Source organism: Micromonospora sp. AMSO1212t, assembly GCF_008868145.1.
Classification (GTDB): Bacteria; Actinomycetota; Actinomycetes; order Mycobacteriales; family Micromonosporaceae; genus Micromonospora; species Micromonospora tulbaghiae.
On sequence record NZ_WBKS01000005.1, the window covers coordinates 32,947 to 49,950 of the forward strand.

General features: G+C 72.4%; 13 protein-coding genes. 4 read left to right on the forward strand and 9 right to left on the reverse strand.

The window, feature by feature from the left end; genetic code table 11:
• Nucleotides 1-89: 89 nt before the first annotated feature.
• From F8279_RS02540 to F8279_RS02580, 9 genes are all read right to left on the reverse strand, one after another.
• The gene (locus F8279_RS02540) at nt 90-3,146 is read right to left on the reverse strand and encodes a malectin domain-containing carbohydrate-binding protein (RefSeq protein ID WP_225853088.1); all 3,057 of its coding nucleotides are present in this window, start codon (nt 3,144-3,146) and stop codon (nt 90-92) included.
• Between the two features lie 218 nt (nt 3,147-3,364).
• Entirely contained in the window at nt 3,365-4,408 is a 1,044-nt protein-coding gene (locus tag F8279_RS02545) for a glycoside hydrolase family 26 protein (protein WP_091413328.1), read from the reverse strand.
• 143 nt (nt 4,409-4,551) lie between these two features.
• On the reverse strand, nt 4,552-5,484 hold the full coding sequence (locus tag F8279_RS02550; RefSeq protein WP_151498963.1) for a sulfotransferase: 933 nt from the start codon (nt 5,482-5,484) through the stop codon (nt 4,552-4,554).
• Between the two features lie 28 nt (nt 5,485-5,512).
• Nucleotides 5,513-7,126: a polysaccharide biosynthesis C-terminal domain-containing protein gene (locus F8279_RS02555; protein WP_151498964.1), complete on the reverse strand. Its 1,614-nt coding sequence runs from the start codon at nt 7,124-7,126 to the stop codon at nt 5,513-5,515.
• Nucleotides 7,093-7,956, reverse strand: coding sequence for a sulfotransferase (locus tag F8279_RS02560; RefSeq protein ID WP_151498965.1), 864 nt, complete (start codon nt 7,954-7,956; stop codon nt 7,093-7,095). The genes F8279_RS02555 and F8279_RS02560 overlap by 34 nt, the downstream gene beginning before the upstream one ends.
• A 17-nt stretch (nt 7,957-7,973) precedes the next feature.
• The gene (locus F8279_RS02565) at nt 7,974-9,179 is read right to left on the reverse strand and encodes a hypothetical protein (RefSeq protein ID WP_151498966.1); all 1,206 of its coding nucleotides are present in this window, start codon (nt 9,177-9,179) and stop codon (nt 7,974-7,976) included.
• Nucleotides 9,179-10,663 carry an O-antigen ligase gene (locus tag F8279_RS02570; RefSeq protein ID WP_151498967.1) on the reverse strand — a complete coding sequence of 495 codons (1,485 nt, stop codon included), beginning with the start codon at nt 10,661-10,663 and terminating at the stop codon, nt 9,179-9,181. The genes F8279_RS02565 and F8279_RS02570 overlap by 1 nt, the downstream gene beginning before the upstream one ends.
• The gene (locus tag F8279_RS02575) at nt 10,660-11,667 is read right to left on the reverse strand and encodes a DUF3048 domain-containing protein (RefSeq protein WP_091413316.1); all 1,008 of its coding nucleotides are present in this window, start codon (nt 11,665-11,667) and stop codon (nt 10,660-10,662) included. The genes F8279_RS02570 and F8279_RS02575 overlap by 4 nt, the downstream gene beginning before the upstream one ends.
• Nucleotides 11,664-13,505, reverse strand: coding sequence for a Wzz/FepE/Etk N-terminal domain-containing protein (locus F8279_RS02580; protein WP_151498968.1), 1,842 nt, complete (start codon nt 13,503-13,505; stop codon nt 11,664-11,666). Before F8279_RS02580 ends, F8279_RS02575 begins: the two co-directional genes overlap by 4 nt.
• A gap of 499 nt (nt 13,506-14,004) precedes the next feature.
• Between F8279_RS02580 and F8279_RS02585 the strand changes: the two genes are divergently transcribed.
• From F8279_RS02585 to F8279_RS02600, 4 genes are read left to right on the forward strand one after another with little or no spacing between them, the layout of a single operon-like run.
• Nucleotides 14,005-14,481 carry a polysaccharide biosynthesis protein gene (locus F8279_RS02585; protein ID WP_013289269.1) on the forward strand — a complete coding sequence of 159 codons (477 nt, stop codon included), beginning with the start codon at nt 14,005-14,007 and terminating at the stop codon, nt 14,479-14,481.
• Nucleotides 14,481-15,062 (forward strand): glycosyltransferase, encoded by a 582-nt coding sequence (locus F8279_RS02590; RefSeq protein WP_091413311.1) that lies wholly within the window; start codon nt 14,481-14,483, stop codon nt 15,060-15,062. Before F8279_RS02585 ends, F8279_RS02590 begins: the two co-directional genes overlap by 1 nt.
• Nucleotides 15,059-16,060, forward strand: a complete 1,002-nt coding sequence (locus tag F8279_RS02595) for a sulfotransferase (RefSeq protein ID WP_091413309.1) — start codon at nt 15,059-15,061, stop codon at nt 16,058-16,060. The genes F8279_RS02590 and F8279_RS02595 overlap by 4 nt, the downstream gene beginning before the upstream one ends.
• Entirely contained in the window at nt 16,057-16,971 is a 915-nt protein-coding gene (locus F8279_RS02600) for a glycosyltransferase family 2 protein (protein WP_091413308.1), read from the forward strand. Before F8279_RS02595 ends, F8279_RS02600 begins: the two co-directional genes overlap by 4 nt.
• Nucleotides 16,972-17,004 lie beyond the last annotated feature (33 nt).

Below are 17,004 nucleotides of genomic sequence, written 5' to 3' on the forward strand. Positions count from 1 at the left end.
GCGCGACCGGCGCCGGAGAAAGGGCGATGGCCCGGCCGATATCGGCCGGGCCATCGTCTTCTGTGTTCCGCTTCGGTCGTGCCCGCCCGTCAGGGGCCGACGAAGACCGAGGTGCCGCGCCAGTCCACGTCGTCGACGCCCGGACCGCTGCGCACCGTGGCAGAGCCGGCCGGCACGCCGTCCGACCACGCCATCGTGGACAGGTTGCCGGTGCTCCGGGAGACGACGTAGAGCGTGTCGCCGTCCAGGAACAGGCCGCCCGCGTCGGCGAAGGCGGTGGTGCCGGTGACCGTGCTGCGCTCGGCGCCGACGGTGCCGGTGTCCGGCGCGAAGCCGCGCCAGAACAGCGTGCTCTGACCGGCCAGCGAGTAGTAGATCCGGCCGCTCTTGTAGAACATCGCGGTCACGTTCGGCAGCTCCGCGGAGAAGTTGCCGGTCATGCCGGCGTACGTGGAGCCCTCCGGCGCGGAGCCGGTGACGACCGTGTCCCACTTGGCGTCGTGGTACGGGTCGATCTTCTTGGTGGTGCCGAACTCGCTGCCGTCGAACGAGCGCTTGTAGAGGTCGCCGCCGACGCCGTAGAACAGGTCACCACCGACCCAGAACGCGCCCTTGACGCCCGACCAGCGGGTGTTGTCCGCGTTCGGCACCGACATCGCGTTGCCGGCCGAGGTCGCACCGTCGTACGTGCGCTTGGTGATGCTGTCGACGGTGGTGGCCGGCGGCACCGGGGGCAGCTTGACGATCTCGATGCCCTGCACCAGCGGGTTCTCCAGGACGCGACCGAAGTCGATGTCGATGTTGCCGTCACTGGTGATCGGGAACGCGCGCATGGTGCCCCGGTTGGTGGCGCCGATCGCGGCGATCGGGTCGAAGTTGCTCAGCTTGACCACACCGTCGATGGTCACGTTGAACTTGCGCTTGCCGGCGGTGGCGGTGCCGGCCCAGCGGTTCGCCAGGTAGAGACGCACCTGCACCGGCGTGCCGGCCGGGACCGGGAAGTCCCACTGCATGTCCGGTGCGGGCGACTCGTCCCACCGCTCCGCGTTGAACAGCTCGACCGGCGTGCCCGACGGCACCGTGCCGTCGAGCGAGGCGTTCGTGGTGTAGCTGGTCACCTGGTTGCCGGCGTTGTGGTAGGTGCTCGGCGCGGCGGCGGTGTCCGCGGCCCAGGCCGGGCCGCTCGGTGCCGCCAGCTGGTCGCCACCCGCGTTGACCCGGTAGAGCACGTCCGAGGCGTCCGGCGTGGGCGCGGTCTTGACGATCTCGATGCCGTGCAGCAGCGGGTTCTGGAGCACCCGGCCGAAGTCGATGTCGACCACGCCGTCGCTAACCACCGAGATGGACTGCATGGTGCCGCGGTCGGTCCCGCCGGCCGCAACCACCGGGTCGAAGTCGTTCAGCTTGAGCACGCCGTCGACGCTGACGTCGAACTTGCGGGCGCCCGGCTTGCTCGTGCCGGACCAGCGGTTGCCCATGTAGATCCGGACGTCGACCCGGGTGCCGGCCGCGACCGGGATGTCCCACTGCATGTCCGGCGCGGTCGCCTCGTCCCACCGCTCGGTGTTGAACAGCGTGGCCGGCGTGCTCGCCGGCACGGTGGGGTCGAACGTCGCGTTCGTGGTGTAGCTGGTGACCTGGTTGCCCGTGTTGTGGTACGGGCTGGGCTCGGTGGCGCTGTCGGCGGCCCAGTCCGGCCCGCCGTCGGTGGCCGGGATGGCCGGACCACCGGCGTTGACCCGGTAGAGCACCTCGGTCTGCGCCGCGCGGCCGGCCTGGTAGACGTTGCCGGGAAGGCCCTTGGTGCTGGTCGAGTGCGGGGTGCTGCCCCCGTCCAGCGGGAAGAAGGCGATCCGCTTGCGCTGGTAGTCGAAGTTGCCGATGTACTCCTGGTCGCTGCCCAGCCAGAGGCCCTCCTGGGTCACCAGCATCTCGGTGACGCCGTAGCCGCGCGGGTGGCGGCCCGGGTTCCAGGACAGCGGCAGGCCGCTCACCGGGTCGAGCGCCGCGATGCTGGCCCGCGGCACCGCGCCCGGTCCGGCCTTGTCGCGGGCGAGCGGGTTGTTCGACCAGCGGAAGTGGCCGCCGACGTAGATGGCCTTCTCGCTGATGCCGACGGAGAGGAACGTGTCGCCGCCGCTGAAGTTCGTCCAGGTCGGCTTCTGTCCGCCGCCCGTGGCGGAGGTCTCCCAGCGGGCCGCGGAGTCGCAGAGCGTGCCCGGGTACGACGCGCCGGTGGTGACCACCACGAAGTACTTGCTGTCCGGGGAGAACTGGACGTCGCGCACCCACGAGTCGAACGCGGTGTACTTGCAGGCCGCGGAGTAGCCGTCGGTGTTCCAGTCGGCGATGGTCGCGGAGTTCTCACCGAGGTTGATCCGCACGATCTGGTCGTGCACGACGCCGTCGGCCTTCTTGAAGTTGCCGATCACCACGAGGTGCTTGCCGTCGGGGGAGACGGAGAGCTTCTCCACGCCGACACCGGCCGAGGCCCCGTTGTTGGTCGGGGTCCAGTTGTGGTTCTCGGTGAGCGACACGGTGAGGTAGTCGTCCACCGCGCCGGTGGTCGGGTTCAGCGAGGCCAGCCCGTTGCGGTTGATCGTCGCGGTCGCCGTGGTGAAGATGCCGCCGACCAGCAGGTGACCGTCGACGAGCGCGATGTCGTTCACCGTGCCGTTGAACGCCGGGCCCTTGAACCCCTCGACGGGGGTGCCGTCGGCGACGTTCAGCAGCGCCAGCTTACGGAAGTTCTTGTCGCCGACCTTGTTGAACTTGCCGGCGACGTAAACCGTGCCGGGGGTCGGCCCGGCGATGATCGCGGTGACGTCGTTGTCCAGCACCGGCGCGAACGCGTTGTCGATCTTGCCGGTCGCCTTGTCGAAGGCGAGCAGTCCGCGGCGGTCGACCGGGGTGGGTGAGGAACCCCGGTTCTGCGCGTTGGTGAACGAGCCGCCGACGATCACCTTGCTGCCGGCGTCGTGGATGGCCACGACATTGCCGTCGTTGATGTTCGGCGTCTTGTCCGAGGGCACCTCGCCGACCATCGTGCTGTGGTCGGGCGCGGGCGCCGTGGCCGGCGCGGCGAGCGCCGGCACCGGTGTGAACAAGGTGGCGATGCCGAGAACGGCAGCGCCGAAGGCGGACACCGAGCGGTGTCTCAGGATCGAGGAAGCCACAGGCTACTCCGGGGGGAAACGTCGGAGGCGCTGCGATCGTGGTCGGTGCCGACGTGAGGCGGGGCGTCACTCGACCGACCGCAGACGTGAGAGCAATACCTTCTCGCATTCGGCCGTCGCCCGTCCACCCGGGTTCGGCCTTTTTGGCCGAGGAAACGCCCCGGGTCACACGAAAAGACGAGCGACGATCACCTGGGGGACACGGAGGGTGTTCCTCCGGGAACACTCAGGTCGGGCATCGGCGGCTGGAAGTACGGATCGGTCGCCATCTCCCGGAAGACCTGCTCGCTCTCCGGGTCGTTGCCGAACGTGCTGTCGTAGATCGGTTTCTCCGTCTGCCGGGCGGCGAAGTAGACGGCCGCCTTGATCTGCGGGTGCTTCTTCAGGTACGGCCCGACCTCGCGCATCCACTCGGCCCGCTGGCCCGGCCGCCCGTCCTGGGTCAGGCCGTACTCACCGATGATGACCGGCCGGGGATGCTTCTTGGCGAACGCCATGAAGTGGTCCATCCGGTTGGAGAAGCTGTTCCACTCCGGGCTGGGATAGACGTCCGCGCAGAGCCAGTCGACCTGGTCGTCGCCGGGGTAGTAGTCGGCGGCCCGCCGCTGCGGCTCGGCGAACCCGTCGGCGTGCGGGCACCACACCCAGCCCGCGTTGGTGACGCCCATCTCGGTGAAGATGCCGCGGACGTGCTTCCAGGCGGCGACGTAGTCCTCCGGCGAGTGCATGCTCGCGGCCAGGTTCGGCCGGTCCATCTCCCACCGGTAGCGCAGCAGCACCGGGACGCCGAACTCCTTGACGTCCTTCGCGCGCTCCCGGATCAGCGAGTCGTAGACGCCGCTGACAGTGGACCGGGTGTCGGTGCCCTGCCACGAGATCATCTGGAGCTTGCCCTGCGCCTGGAACGCCCGTTCGGTGGCGCCCGGGAACGGCTCGTTCCACTCGTGGAACATGTGCGCGATGGCGAGCTGGCCGCCGGCCGCCCGGTTGAAATCGTCGAACGCCGTGGCCCGCCCGCTGGCGTTGTGGAACCGCGGCTTGACCCAGGTGCCGAGCCAGGCCCCCTTCTCGGGCGGCTCCGGCCCGCGTCCGGTGGTGCGGACCGGAGCGGTCCGCGGCGTCACCGTCGGCGGGGCCGGCGCGGCAGTCGTCTCCTCGCCGGACCGTTCGGAGCCGATGTCACAGGCCGCCACCGCCGGTGCCAGCAAGGCCAGGCCCAGCACGGCAGCCATCGTCAGTCGTAACCGTCGTACCACCGCAACCTCTCCCCAGGACGGTCGCCGGCCACGGTATGGGGCCCTGACGAATCCGCGTGGGCGGAGAGGCACGCCGGGCCGGGCGGGCGACCCCTGGCACTCTACCTGTGACGCGGCGCTCAGGTGGGGTAGCCGAGTTGCGTCAGCAGCGGCCCGGCCTGAGCCATCACGTCGGCCAGATCCTTTTCGGTCAGTCGCTTCCGCCAGCGCCCCACCGAGCCCGGCCGCGCCTTGGCGAAGCGGGCGTGCAGCGCCTCCCGCCCGGCCGGGTCACCGACCTCCAGGAAGTCGGCCACGACCTCGGCCGCCTCGGCGGGGCGGGTGACGACATCCTCGTATCGCAGGTGCCGCACCCGCTCCGCGGGCAGCTCGGCGAGCTGGGTGAGCGCGCTGCTGGTGAACCGCCGCCACATCCAGGCCGACCGGCCCAGGTCGGAGACCTGCGTGAACTCGTCGCGCCGCTCCGGCTCCACCCAGAACCGGGGCGCGGCGCCCCACGGCGTACCGCCCCGCCCACTGCGACCGGTGCCCGTGGACGCGGCGTTCAGCCAGGGCTGCTCGGCGTGCGACACCGCCACGTCCCGCCCGTCCCGGTAGACGTGCAGGAAGACCGCGTCCGGGAAGACCTCGGTCAGGAACGGCACGATGAAGCAGTTCTCCGGGTCCTTCTCGGCGAACCGCAGGCCGCCGTGTCCGGAGGCGGCGAGCAGCGCGCCGTAGTAGCCGCGGAAGTAGCGCGCGGCCCGCTGCGGCGTCCAGCTTCCCTCGTAGACACAGCGGGCGACGGCCTTGGTCAGGCGCGGTTCGAAGTGGTACGACACGTCCGGCAGCGCGCCGACGCAACTGCCGAGGAACGTGGTGCCGGAGCGCGGGGCGCCGAGGATGAAGATCGGCCGCTCCACCTTCAGGGTGAGCCGGCGGCTGCCCCCCTCCACCGGCCGTTCCAGCTCGCGCCGTTCCTTGCGGTCCGCCAGCAGGCCTACCGCGGCGAGCTTCGCGGCCTTCACCGTGGACAGGCCGGAGTGCGGGGCGAGGGGGGAGTCGCTTGTCATCGAAGGTCCCATCGGTGCGCAGGATCGGTCAGGACTGGGCGGCCGGGTCCGCCCCGGCCCGGTTACGGCCACGGCGCAGGGCGCGCAGCGCGTCGAGGTTCAGGGTGCGCCGCCAGCGCCAGACACCCGCCGCGTACGCGGCCAGGCCGGCGGCGGTCACCAGCGCGAGCACCAGCGGCGCGACGCCGAGCAGGGTCGCCACGCCGAGCGGCAGGCCCAGCGTCACGACGGCGAGCGCCATCGCGGTGCGGGTGCCGGCGCCGAACGGGTGCAGCCGCATCGACCACCAGAGCTGGGTCAGCGGCACCAGGTTGGTGACCAGGATGGAGACGGTCCAGGCCAGGGCCGCGCCGAGGATGCCGTAACGCGGGATGAGCACCACGTTGCCGACCACGTTGAGCACGGTGCCGGTCATCGCGTTGTAGAAGGTCCACGCGGTGCGCCCGGCCATGTTGAGCACCATGTCGACCATGCCGCAGCCGGTGGCCAGCAGCATGGTCAGTGCCAGCAGCACCACGACCCGGCGGCCGTCGGCGTAGTCGCCTCCGAACAGCGCCAGCATCGGCGTGGCGAACGCCGCGAAGATCAGGTACGCGGGCCAGGAGAGGATCACGAGCCAGCCGGTGGCGACCTGGTAGAGCTGGCCCGCCTCGGCCCGGTCGTTGCGGGCGAACGCGGCGGCCAGCCGGTGCTGCACCGAGCTGGACAGCGCGACGCTGGAGAGCTGACCCAGCGCCAGGAACCGGGTCGCCGCCGTGTAGATGGCCGCCTCGGCCGGCCCGCGCAACGCACTGAGCAGCACGATGTCCAGCCGCTGCACCACGATCGCGGCCAGACTGCTGACCGCACGCGGCCCGGTGAAGCGCCAGAACGGTCCGGCCAGCTCACGCGCCGGCACCGGCCGGACCACCTGCCGGCCGGCCCGGCCGACCAGCCGGCTCAGCCAGAACAGCGCGACCACCGCGGCGATCAGGTACGGCACCACCCAGGCCAGCGGCAGCGCGACGGTGGCGGACAGCCCGAGCCAGGCGGCCACCGCAACGGCCAGGAACTGCACCAGCGTGCGGCCGAGCCGCTCCACGGTCAGCAGCGGGCGCATCTGACCGAAGCCCCGGCAGGCGGCGAGCGCGTAGTCGTTGAGCGCGGCCAGCGGCACGAACGCCAGCAGGATGCGCAGCGCGGTCACCGCCTCCGGCCCGGCCTCCGGCATGGTGGCCCGGGCCAGCGCCGGTGCGGCCAGCCAGCCGGCCAGCCCGAGCAGGGTGCCGACCACCAGCACCGGCAGCAACCCGACCAGGATCGTGCCCCGGATCTGGTCGCGGCGGTCGAGCGTGCGCTGGCGGCTGACGAAGTAGACGGTGCCGACGTCGGTGCCGAGCCGCGCCGCCGACGCGGCGATCATGAACGCGCTGGTGGCCGCGAAGAACATGCCCGCCTCGCGGACCGACCAGCCCCGGGCGATGACGATGTTCAGACCGAAGCCGGCCACCGCGGCCAACCCGACCCCGACGAGGTTGGCGAAGCCCTGCCGGGCCGCGCCGCCCAGCCCTGCGCCCGGCCCGGGGGGTGGTGCGGTGAGCGTCGGGGTGCCGCCGGCGTCCGCCCGGGTCACCGCCGCCACGACGGCACGCGTCCCCACCACGCCGCCAGCCGCTCGTCGTACGGGGCGAAGTGGTCCTCCAGCCGGGTCCGCAGCTCCGACGACATGGGCGAACGGGAGCGCGAGTTGTGCTTGCCGAAGGCGATGTCCGCCCAGCGGGGCAGCCCGAGGAAGTCGCAGACCGCGTCGAAGGAGGGACGCGGGTCGGCGAAGAAGTCGTCGCTGTCGATGACGTGCATGCGGTCCCGGCCGACGAGCGCCTCCAGGCGCTCCAGCTGCTCGATGTAGCGGCCCCGGGCCAGGTACGCGTTGTGCTGGAGGTGCTCGCTGGCGTACGACGCGGAGCTGATCATCCGCTCCCGTTCGCCCGCCGTCCGCGACTCCTCCAGCGCGAGCGCGCGCTCGAAGTCCGGCTCGCTCTCGTAGCCGCGGGCCAGCTCGTGCGAGTGCGCGGAGTAGGCCCGCTCCACCGGGTCACGCAGCAGCACCAGCAGCTTCACCGAGGGCAGGTCCCGGGCGATGCGCTGCCCGGCCAGCGGGTGGAACATGTAGTACGGGCTGGACTCGCCGGTGATCCCGCGTACCCCGATCTGGGCCTTCACCGCCTCGGCCTTGCCGGTGGTGGGGAAGTGCCCGAGGTACCAGCTCATCCCCCGGTGGTAGTCCATGTCGAAGTAGTGCACGCCCTTGTGGTACGCGGGCGGCAGCACACCGGGATGCTGCGAGAGCGTCTTGAACAGCGAGGTGGTGCCGCAGCGCTGCGCCCCCACGATCAGGAATCCCGGCACCATCCGCGAACCGGCGGTCAAGCGGCCGACCGTCCGGCTCACCGACTTCACCGCGCGGAGCGCCTGCTCCTTGGCCAGCGTCACGTCCCCACTCCTCACTCTCACCCGGCCCGGCGGGCCAGGTGTTCCTCGACGGCGGGCAGCAGCCAGGTGTCGACGTGCCCCAGTCGCGCACCCGCCTCCGCCTGCCGGTCCCGCAGGTAGCGCGCCGCCAGCTCCACCAGGTAGAGCACGGCGACCAGATCGGCGCCCCCGCCGGTCTGGTCGAACGGCGCCAGGGTGCGGCCGGCGTCGGCGATCAGCGCCCGGGCCGCCTCGACCGGTTCCACCCCGTCGTGGCTCATCGCGCCCTGCACCGCCAGGTGCAGCGCGTCGTACCCGGCCGGCACGTCCGCCTCGAACCGCTCCCAGTCCCAGACCAGCACCCGGCCGTCGGCCAGCACCGCGCTGTTGCCGCCGTTCCAGTCCCCGTGCCAGGCGCCGAGGGCCACCACCGGGTCGGCGTCCGCGACGGACTTCAGCGCCGCGCGCAGCCGCCCGGCCTCCGGCCGGGGTCCGAGCGCGTCCACCGCCTCGGTGAGCCGGGCCGCGTGCCCGCTGCCCGCCCACGACTGCCGGCGTACGCCGAGACAGCCGGCGACCGCCACCATGGCCGCGCGCTCGGCCGCTTCGGCGGCGGCCGGGGCGGCCCGGGGCAGCCGCACCGGCAGCGCCTCCTGCACGAGCAGCGCGTGGCCGTGCCAGTCGCCGTGATGGCGTACCCCGGCCAGCACCACCGGGCCGAGCGGCACCTCGGCGAGGCGGCGCAGCGCGTCCGCCTCCGCGTGCACCAGCGCGCGGGTCAGCGGGTCGACGCCGAGCTTGGCGTACCCCAGGGCCCGGCCGTCCGGGGCGAGCAGTTGCAGCACCGGCTTGCGGTTCGCGCGGGCCGGCCCGATGTGCAGGCTCACCAGCGCCGGCTCACCGAGCACCTCGGTCAGGTGCGCGTCCAGCCCGCCGCCGTCGACCACCAGCCGGTCGCGGAACACCAGCGGACCCAGCCCGAGCCGGAACGCGGTGGACAGCCCTTGCCGGACCAGCTTGGCCTTGCGGCCGACCGCCTCGGTGGAGTGCCGGACCGCGCTCGCCGCCGCCCGGCCCGAGCCGGTCGGCACGAGCAGCCGGGGGCGGGCCGCCGAGGGCACCACCACCCAGCCGGCGCCGCCGCGGCGAAGGCTGGGCTCGGCCGGCGCGGGCCAGATCAGCCCGGCCAGTTCACCGAGGTACGCGGCGCGGCCGTCGCCGTCCGGGGGTACGCGGAACACCATCAGTGGTCACCGGTCTTTTCCAGTCGGGCCCGTAGCCCGGCGATCGTGCCCTCGGGTGGCGCCGGCCCGAGCGACCGGCGGATCCGGTCGTTGCGGGCCAGCAGGGCGACCGTGATCAGGGCGTAGGCGAGTGTCGCTTCCATCGCACCGTAGGTGAACTGGAAGAACAGCATGAGGATGAGCACGAGCGTGCCGGCGATCCCGATCGCGCTGTGGTCGCGCCGGTAGCGCCAGATGCAGTAGATGAAGAAGGCGTTGTAGCAGATGGCGCCGACCCAGCCCTGCCCGACGAGCAGCGCCCAGACCTGGCCGTTGCTGCCCAGTTCCCGGTTGCCGCACTGCTTGCAGTCCTCGGACTTGCCGATGGCGATGGACCGGTTGCTGCCGATCAGCGCCCGGTTGCCGCCGTACCCGAGGACCGGCGAGTGGTTGGCCGCGGCGACCGCGCCCTGGGACAGCGTGGTCCGGATGTCGTCGCTGTGCCCGTTCTGGAGGCGTTCGTCGAAGGTGCGGCCGAGCGGTGTGGCGACGATCAGCACCCCGATCAGCCCGACCGCCAGGGCGAGCCCGCCGAGCACCACCATCCGGCCGCGCAGCGCGAGCCGCAGCGCGACGTAGGCGGCGGCGATGCCGAGACCGATCCAGAGGCCGCGGTTCAGCGAGTAGACGATGGGGAAGATCGCCGCCAGGGCGATGGCCACGCCGGCGGTGCGGCGCAGCGGCTTGCCCAGCACGACCCAGCCGACGATCAGCCAGACCAGCAGGATCGCGGTGTTCTGGCCCCACGAGTTCGTGTAGGTGAACGGCGCGGACGGGCGGGGCGAGCTGGCCTCCCCCTCGATCACCTGCTGCACCTGGGCGAACTTGATCTCCATGAGGGAGGTGACGTACGGGTGACCGGCGATCGACTGGGGCAGGACGAAACGCAGCGGCGCCACGAACTTGAGATTCGGGAAGAGCGAACCGATCCAGCCGCCCAGGACCACGACCACGCCCATGAAGCCGAACAGCCGGACCATCCGGCGCTGGGACAGCTCCCGCTCGCGCAGGTTGTAGACGTAGAGCATCGTCACGGTCATCGCGAGGTAGTTGGCGAGCCGGATGCCCCAGCCGATGTACTTGCCGCTGCCGCCGGGCGGCAGCGTGTTCGGCGCGGTGAGGTCGAGGGTGACCACTGACAGGAACACCCAGAGCAGCAGGATCATCCAGATCCCGAAGCCGGGCGGCACCCGCACCGGGCCGCGCTTGCGCATCTGCCAGATCATCGGCACCGCGAAGATGACGAAGACGAAGCTCGACACCCCGAGCACCCACCACAGCGGGTACAGCAGGAAGACCCCGATCAGCGGCCACGCCGTCGGCAGCCGCCACGACCAGCCCTCCGGCCGCACCGTCACCGGCCGGAGACGGTTCCCGTCCGGCGGCGACACCGCCCCGACCGGGACCGTCCCGCGGGCGGTGCGGGGCGGGGTGGCGGTGCTCATTTCACGGAGACCTTGGCGGTGGTCGGTGCGTAGATCACCCAGGCGTTGCCGGGCTGGGGATGCAGGAGGTCGCCGCCGGTGTCGGCGAGCGTGCAGACCATGCCCAGGCCGGGCTTGCGCCACCGGCCCTTCGCGCTGTTCGGCCCGGACACCGCGACGACCGCGCCCTCGCCGAAGACGTTCGCCGACGGCAGTGAGCGCGGGGACGGCTTGCGCACATCCAGCGTGCGGTATTCCATCGTCAGCACGATGACGGAGGCGGCGGTCACGGTGACCTTGCCGACCTTGCCGGCCCAGAGGGACTTCGCCTGGTCGTACCGCCAGACCATCGGCGGCCCGCCGGCCACTGTGACGGAGAGTTCGGTGGCGGGGACGAGGTCGCGGGCGGCGAGCGCGTCGCCCTCGGCGGCGTGGTCGATCGGCGGAGAGGGCGGCTGGCCGCCCTTCGGGGCGGCCTTGAGCAGCGCGGCTGTCGAGGTGTAGTCGCCGGAGAAGACCTTGCCGTCGTCGTCCGGCGTGACGCCGTCGAGGTCGGAGTTCTCGAACTGGGAGAGGAAGCCGGTGGGGCCACCGGCGTAGCCGACGAACGGGCGCAGCACCGCGAGCGACCGGATGTCGACCGGCCGGATCTCGGTGACCGGGCCGATCTTGGCGGCGTCCTTGGAGTGGAACACGGCGGTCAGGTGCAGCGTGTCGGACTCGGCGAACTCGGCGTAGACCAGGTCGGCGGCGTCCAGGCCGGCCGGGGTGGTCGCGGGGCTCACCCGCAGCGGCACCGCGACCGCCTGGCGGGTGGCCGCGGCCGGGGTGCCGATCGGCGCGCCGGTCAGCGGGCCGGTGGGCAGGTTCTGCGTCGGGGCCGCCGAGGACGGCGAGGCGGTGACGTCGCCCGGGTCCGCCACCTGGATCTTTCCGGGCTTGGGTTCGGGTTCGCTGCATCCCGTCCCGACGCCGAGGACGACGGCGGGGGCGAGCGCGGCACGGAGCATCTGCCGGCGGTTCACCCCAGGTCCTCGCCGGAGTCGAGGGCGTAGCTGCGGCCGTCGCCTTCACCGCGGGAGCGGTACGTGCCGCCGGTGCCGTTGAGCGGCGCCGGCTTGCCCGGCATGCCCTGGTTGCCGGGGTTCGGCGGCGGGGTGGCCTTGCCCGGTGCCGGCTTCGCCGGGCCGGGGCGGGACGACTGCATACGCGGCAGCACCATCGTCGACTCGGCGGACGGGCCGGGGCTCGGCCGGGGCTTGGGCCGGTTGGCCGGGGCCGCGGGCGCGCTCGATCCGCCCGAGTTGCCCGAGTTGCCGGAACCGCCCGACGCTGCCGGACGGGCGGCACCGCCGGCCGGGACGGGCAGGCGCGGGGCCAGCACGGCGCCGATCACCGGCGCGTTCACCTGCTCGAACTGCTGCAGGGCGGCGGTGATCTCGCCGCTGCGGGTCTTGCCCGCCTCGGCCACCATGATGACCGCGTCGACGTACCGACCCAGGGCCTGGGCCTCCACGGCGAACGTCGGCTGCGCGGTCTCGATCACCACGTGGTCGAAGCGCGCGGACAGCTCGTGCATGATCTCCAGCAGCCCGGCGACCGGCAGTTCGACATCGGCGTCCAGGTCGCCCGGCACCAGCACCCGGAGCTGACCGAGCCCCGGCACCGGCGCCAGCGCCTTGAGCGGGGGCACGTCGCGGCGGAGCACCGAGGCGAGGCTGTGCCGCCCCTCGGCCACGCCGGTGATGGCGCCCACCGCCGAGTCGGGCTTGGTGGTGATCAGCGCGACCTGCTGGCCGGTGCGGGCGTACGAGGCGGCGAGGTTGGCGGCGACGAACCCGGCCGCGGTGCCGGCCGACGCGTCGCAGAGCAGCAGCTGGCGACCGCGTCCGCCCTGTGCCGGTTCGGGCACCGCGGACAGCAGCACGTTGCGCAGCCGGCCCAACTCGCGGGAGGCCCGGTGGGTGGCCGGCAGGACGGACAGCGAGGGCACCCGCGACGGAAGTTCCACGAGCAGCGGCAGGCCGACCCGGTCGGAGATGTCGCGTCCGCGCCGGATCCGGGTGTCGAGCCGGTCCAGCACCAGCGCCAGCACGATGCCGAGCAGCAGGCCGGCGCCCATGCCGCTGGCGAGGTTGAGGGTGCGGTTCGGCGAGCTGGGCCGCTCCGGCAGGCGAGCGTCGGAGATGATCTCGCCGGGGTCGGAGCCGGCCGAGACCAGCGGGCTGAGCCGGTTGTTCAGGCCGTTGAGCTGGTTGGTCAGGACGCTCCGTTCGGCCTCGGCCCGCTCCCGCTCGGGCGAGTTCGACGGCGCCGCGGCGATGCGCCCGGCGACCGCGCTCAACTGCTTGTTCAGGTCGGCGATCTGCTGCTTGAGCGCGTTGGTCTCGTTCTCCAGCGCCTTCTGCGCGGTGGCCTTGCGCAGGTCCAGGTAGGCCTGGGCGAACGCGTGCGAGCCCGACTGGGCGCCCTCGGGGCTGTTCGCCTCGTACGCCACCTGGAGGATCTGGCTGTTCGGCGGCACCTTGACGGTCACCGACTTGACGAGCTGGTCGGCGCCGGTGTCGACCTTCATCAGCGCCTTGGCCCGCTCGGCCACCACCAGGGATCGGACCACCTGGGCCTCGGTGTCGAGGTTGACCTTGGCGTTGGGGTTGCTCTCCGCGCCCGAGCCGAGCGGGCGCACCAGCAGCGAGGTGGTCGAGGTGTAGTGCGCCTCCTGGATCTGGTTCAGCGCGAGCCCACCGCCCAGCCCGAGGACCGCGGCGAGCAGCAGGATCCACCAGCGGCGGCGCAGCCAGCCCAGGTATGCCATCAGGGCAAGACCGTCGGCGTCGCTCTCGGCCAAATGGGGTGAGGGCATCAGAGTCTGTCGCTCCCTTTCGACCGAGCCGGGCAGTCCACGGCACAGCTGGACCTGACCGTGGCCTTGAGTGTCCCCGATCCGAACGACGAGGGAAAGTCTGCTCACGTTCCGGTAAGCCTGCCCGGGTGTGGGCAGCCCGCGTAGAAATGGCCGATCGGCGCTGACCATTCGGCGGGTTTCCCGGTGTTGGGCCTGACCTGCCCCCGGATAAGCCGACGTCGCCGGCGGCTCTCGTGCGGAGCGGTGACGGAATCCTGACACATCTCACTTTCTCTTGGGGGCCCGGCCCGGCAGCCGGGGCGCACCGGGCTGACCTGGACGGTGACCGGCCGGTGCACATCCCAGTGGCGGGAATCGAGAGGTGAGCCGACCGGCGAGCCAGGATCCGTCCAATGGCCCCTTCAGTTGCCCATGGGCGCGCCAGTAGGTTGTCAGGACGCGTCCGAGGGGCATTCACAAAAATCCGGACGCGTCATCCGCGTACGGGAGGACTTTTGTGGTGAGCGGGTCAACCGAGGACTCGGGGCAGGTCCTGCTGGTGGGTTCCAGTGGCGGGCACCTGGCCCAGCTCCTGGCCCTGGAACCGTGGTACCGGGACCGGCGCCGCGCATGGGTAACCTTCGACACCCCGGACGCGCGCTCGCTGCTCGCCGGTGAGGACGTGGTCTGGGCGCACCACCCCACCACACGCAACGTCAAGAACCTGGTACGCAACGCGTTCCTCGCGTTGAAGGTGATCCGCCGGCGCCAGGTCGACGCCGTGGTCACCACCGGCGCCGGGGTCGCCCTGCCGTTCGTGGTGGCGGCCCGGATGCGCAAGATCCCGACGGTCTACATCGAGGTGTACGACCGGATCGACAGCGCGACGCTCACCGCCCGGCTCTGCCGTCCCTTCCTCTCCGCGATGCTCGTGCAGTGGGACGAGCAGCGCCGGATGTACCCGGAGGCCACCGTCGTGGGGAATCTGCTCTGATGGCGCACATTCCGCAGCAGCGGGACCGGCGTTCCGCGGCACCGTACGTGCTCGTCGTGGTCGGCACCGACGTGCACCGCTTCGACCGGCTGGTCGGTTGGCTGGAGCGCTGGCACGCGGCCCGGCCCGAGGTCCGGCTGGTCCTCCAGTACGGCCACAGCCGCACCCCGGCCCTGCCCGGGGCCACCCCGTTCCTCGGCCACGAGGAACTCCAGCGGGCGATGGCGGAGTCGACGCTCGTGGTCAGCCACGGCGGCCCGGCCACCATCACCGAGGCCCGGCGCAACGGCCACCTGCCGATCGTGGTGCCCCGCGACCCGTCGCACGACGAGCACGTCGACAACCACCAGCAGCTGTTCTCCCGCCGCCTGGGCGCGGCCGGCATGGTGCGGCTGTGCGAGTCCGAGGCGGAGCTGCTCGCCGCGCTGGACGAAGGGCTGGCCGACCCGAGCCGGTTCGTCCTGGCCGCCGACCCGGGCCGCCCGGACCCGCGCGCCGAGGCGGTCGCCCGGGTCGGCGCGGTGATCGACGAGCTGGTGGCGCGCCGGGTACGGCAACGAGCCGTCGGGCGTCGCGGATGAGCGCCCCGGATCCGGCACCGCCGCGGGTCCTCTTCGTCGGCGGCCTCGGCCGCAGCGGTTCCACGCTGCTGGAACTGCTGCTGGCGCAGAGCGCCGACGTGTGTGCCGTCGGTGAGGTGGTGCACCTGTGGGAGCGGGCGCTCGGCGCCGACGAGCGCTGCGGCTGCGGTGAGCGGTTCACCGCCTGCCCGTTCTGGCGGCAGGTCGGCGACCAGGCGTTCGGCGGCTGGGCCGCGGTCGACCGGGACGACGTGCTGGCGCTCAAGGACCGCGTCGACCGGACCCGGCACATCCCCCGGCTCGCCAAGGACGCGCTCCCGCCGGAGCAGCTGGCCGACGTGCGCCGCTACGCCGACCTGTACACCCGGATCTACCGGGCCGCGCTGTCGGTGACCGGCGCACGGGTGGTGGTGGACTCCAGCAAGCACGCCTCGCTCGCCTTCGCCCTGCGCTGGGCCGAGGGGCTCGACCTGCGGGTGCTGCACCTGGTCCGGGACAGCCGGGCGGTGGCGTACTCGTGGGGCAAGCAGGTGCGCCGCCCCGAGGTGGTCGACGGCGAGGACTTCATGCCGACCTTCTCGCCGTTCGAGGTGAGCAAGCTGTGGACCGCGCAGAACGCCGCGTTCCACCTGCTCGCCTCCCGGGCCAAGGTGCTGCGGCTGCGGTACGAGGACTTCACCGCGAACCCGGCCGGCACCGTACGCCAGGTGCGGGACTTCGCCGGCCTGCCGGACGACCCGGCGGCGCTGCGCATCCTGTCCGGTACCGACGAGACCGCAGCGGCGCCCGAACCGGCCGCGCCGTTCCGCGCGCACAGCGTCGCCGGCAACCCGCTGCGGTTCAGCGGCGGGCCGTTGACGGTGCGCCGGGACGAGGCGTGGCGGGACCGCCTGCCGCGCCGCAGCCGTGCCGTGGTCAGCCTGGCCACGCTTCCCCTGCGGGTCCGCTACGGCTATCTGGGCCAACGGGGATCCGACGAGTCCGTGGAGAGAGCATGAGTGGGCCGAGCATCTCGGTCGTCGTACCGACGCGGGACCGTCCGGAGCTGCTGCGTGCGGCGCTCGACGCGATCCTCAGCCAGGCGCACCCGGGCCTGATCGAGGCGATCGTGGTCTACGACCAGTCCGAACCGGACCGGTCGCTGGAGACCGACCGGGGTGACCGCCGGATCCGGGTGATCACGAATACCCGTACCGCCGGGCTGGCCGGCGCGCGCAACACCGGCATCGAGGCGGCCACCGGCGACTGGGTGGCGTTCTGCGACGACGACGACGAGTGGCTGCCCGGCAAGCTGGCCGCCCAGTTCGGGGCGCTCGACGCGCACCCGGACGGCGCGCTGGTGAGCTGCGGCATCCGGGTCAGCTACGACGACCGTACGGTGGACCGTTCGCTGGACCGCGCCCGGATCTCGCTGGAGGCGTTGCTGCGCGACCGGCTCACCGAGCTGCACCCGTCCACGTTCCTGATCCGCCGGGCCGCGCTGCTCGACGCGATCGGGCTGGTGGACGAGCAGATCCCGGGCAGCTACGCCGAGGACTACGAGTTCCTGCTCCGCGCCGCCCGCTACGCCCCGCTGGTGAACGTGGAGAGCCCGTACGTGCTGGTCCGCTGGCACAAGCGGTCCTACTTCGCGCAGCGCTGGGAGACCATCTCGACCGCGCTGCAGTGGCTGCTGCGCCGCTATCCGGAGTTCGCCACGGTGCCGCACGGCGAGGCGCGGGTGGCCGGGCAGATCGCCTTCGCGCAGGCGGCCATGGGCAACCGGCGGGACGCGGTCCGCTGGGCCCGGCGCACGCTGGCCCGCAACCCGAGGGAACCGCGCGCCTACCTGGCGCTGGCGGTGGCGAGCCGGGCGGTGCAGGCCGACCGGGTGCTGCGCACGCTGCACAAGCGCGGCCGGGGCATCTGAGCCGTACGCGAAACGGGCGGGCGACCGAGGTCG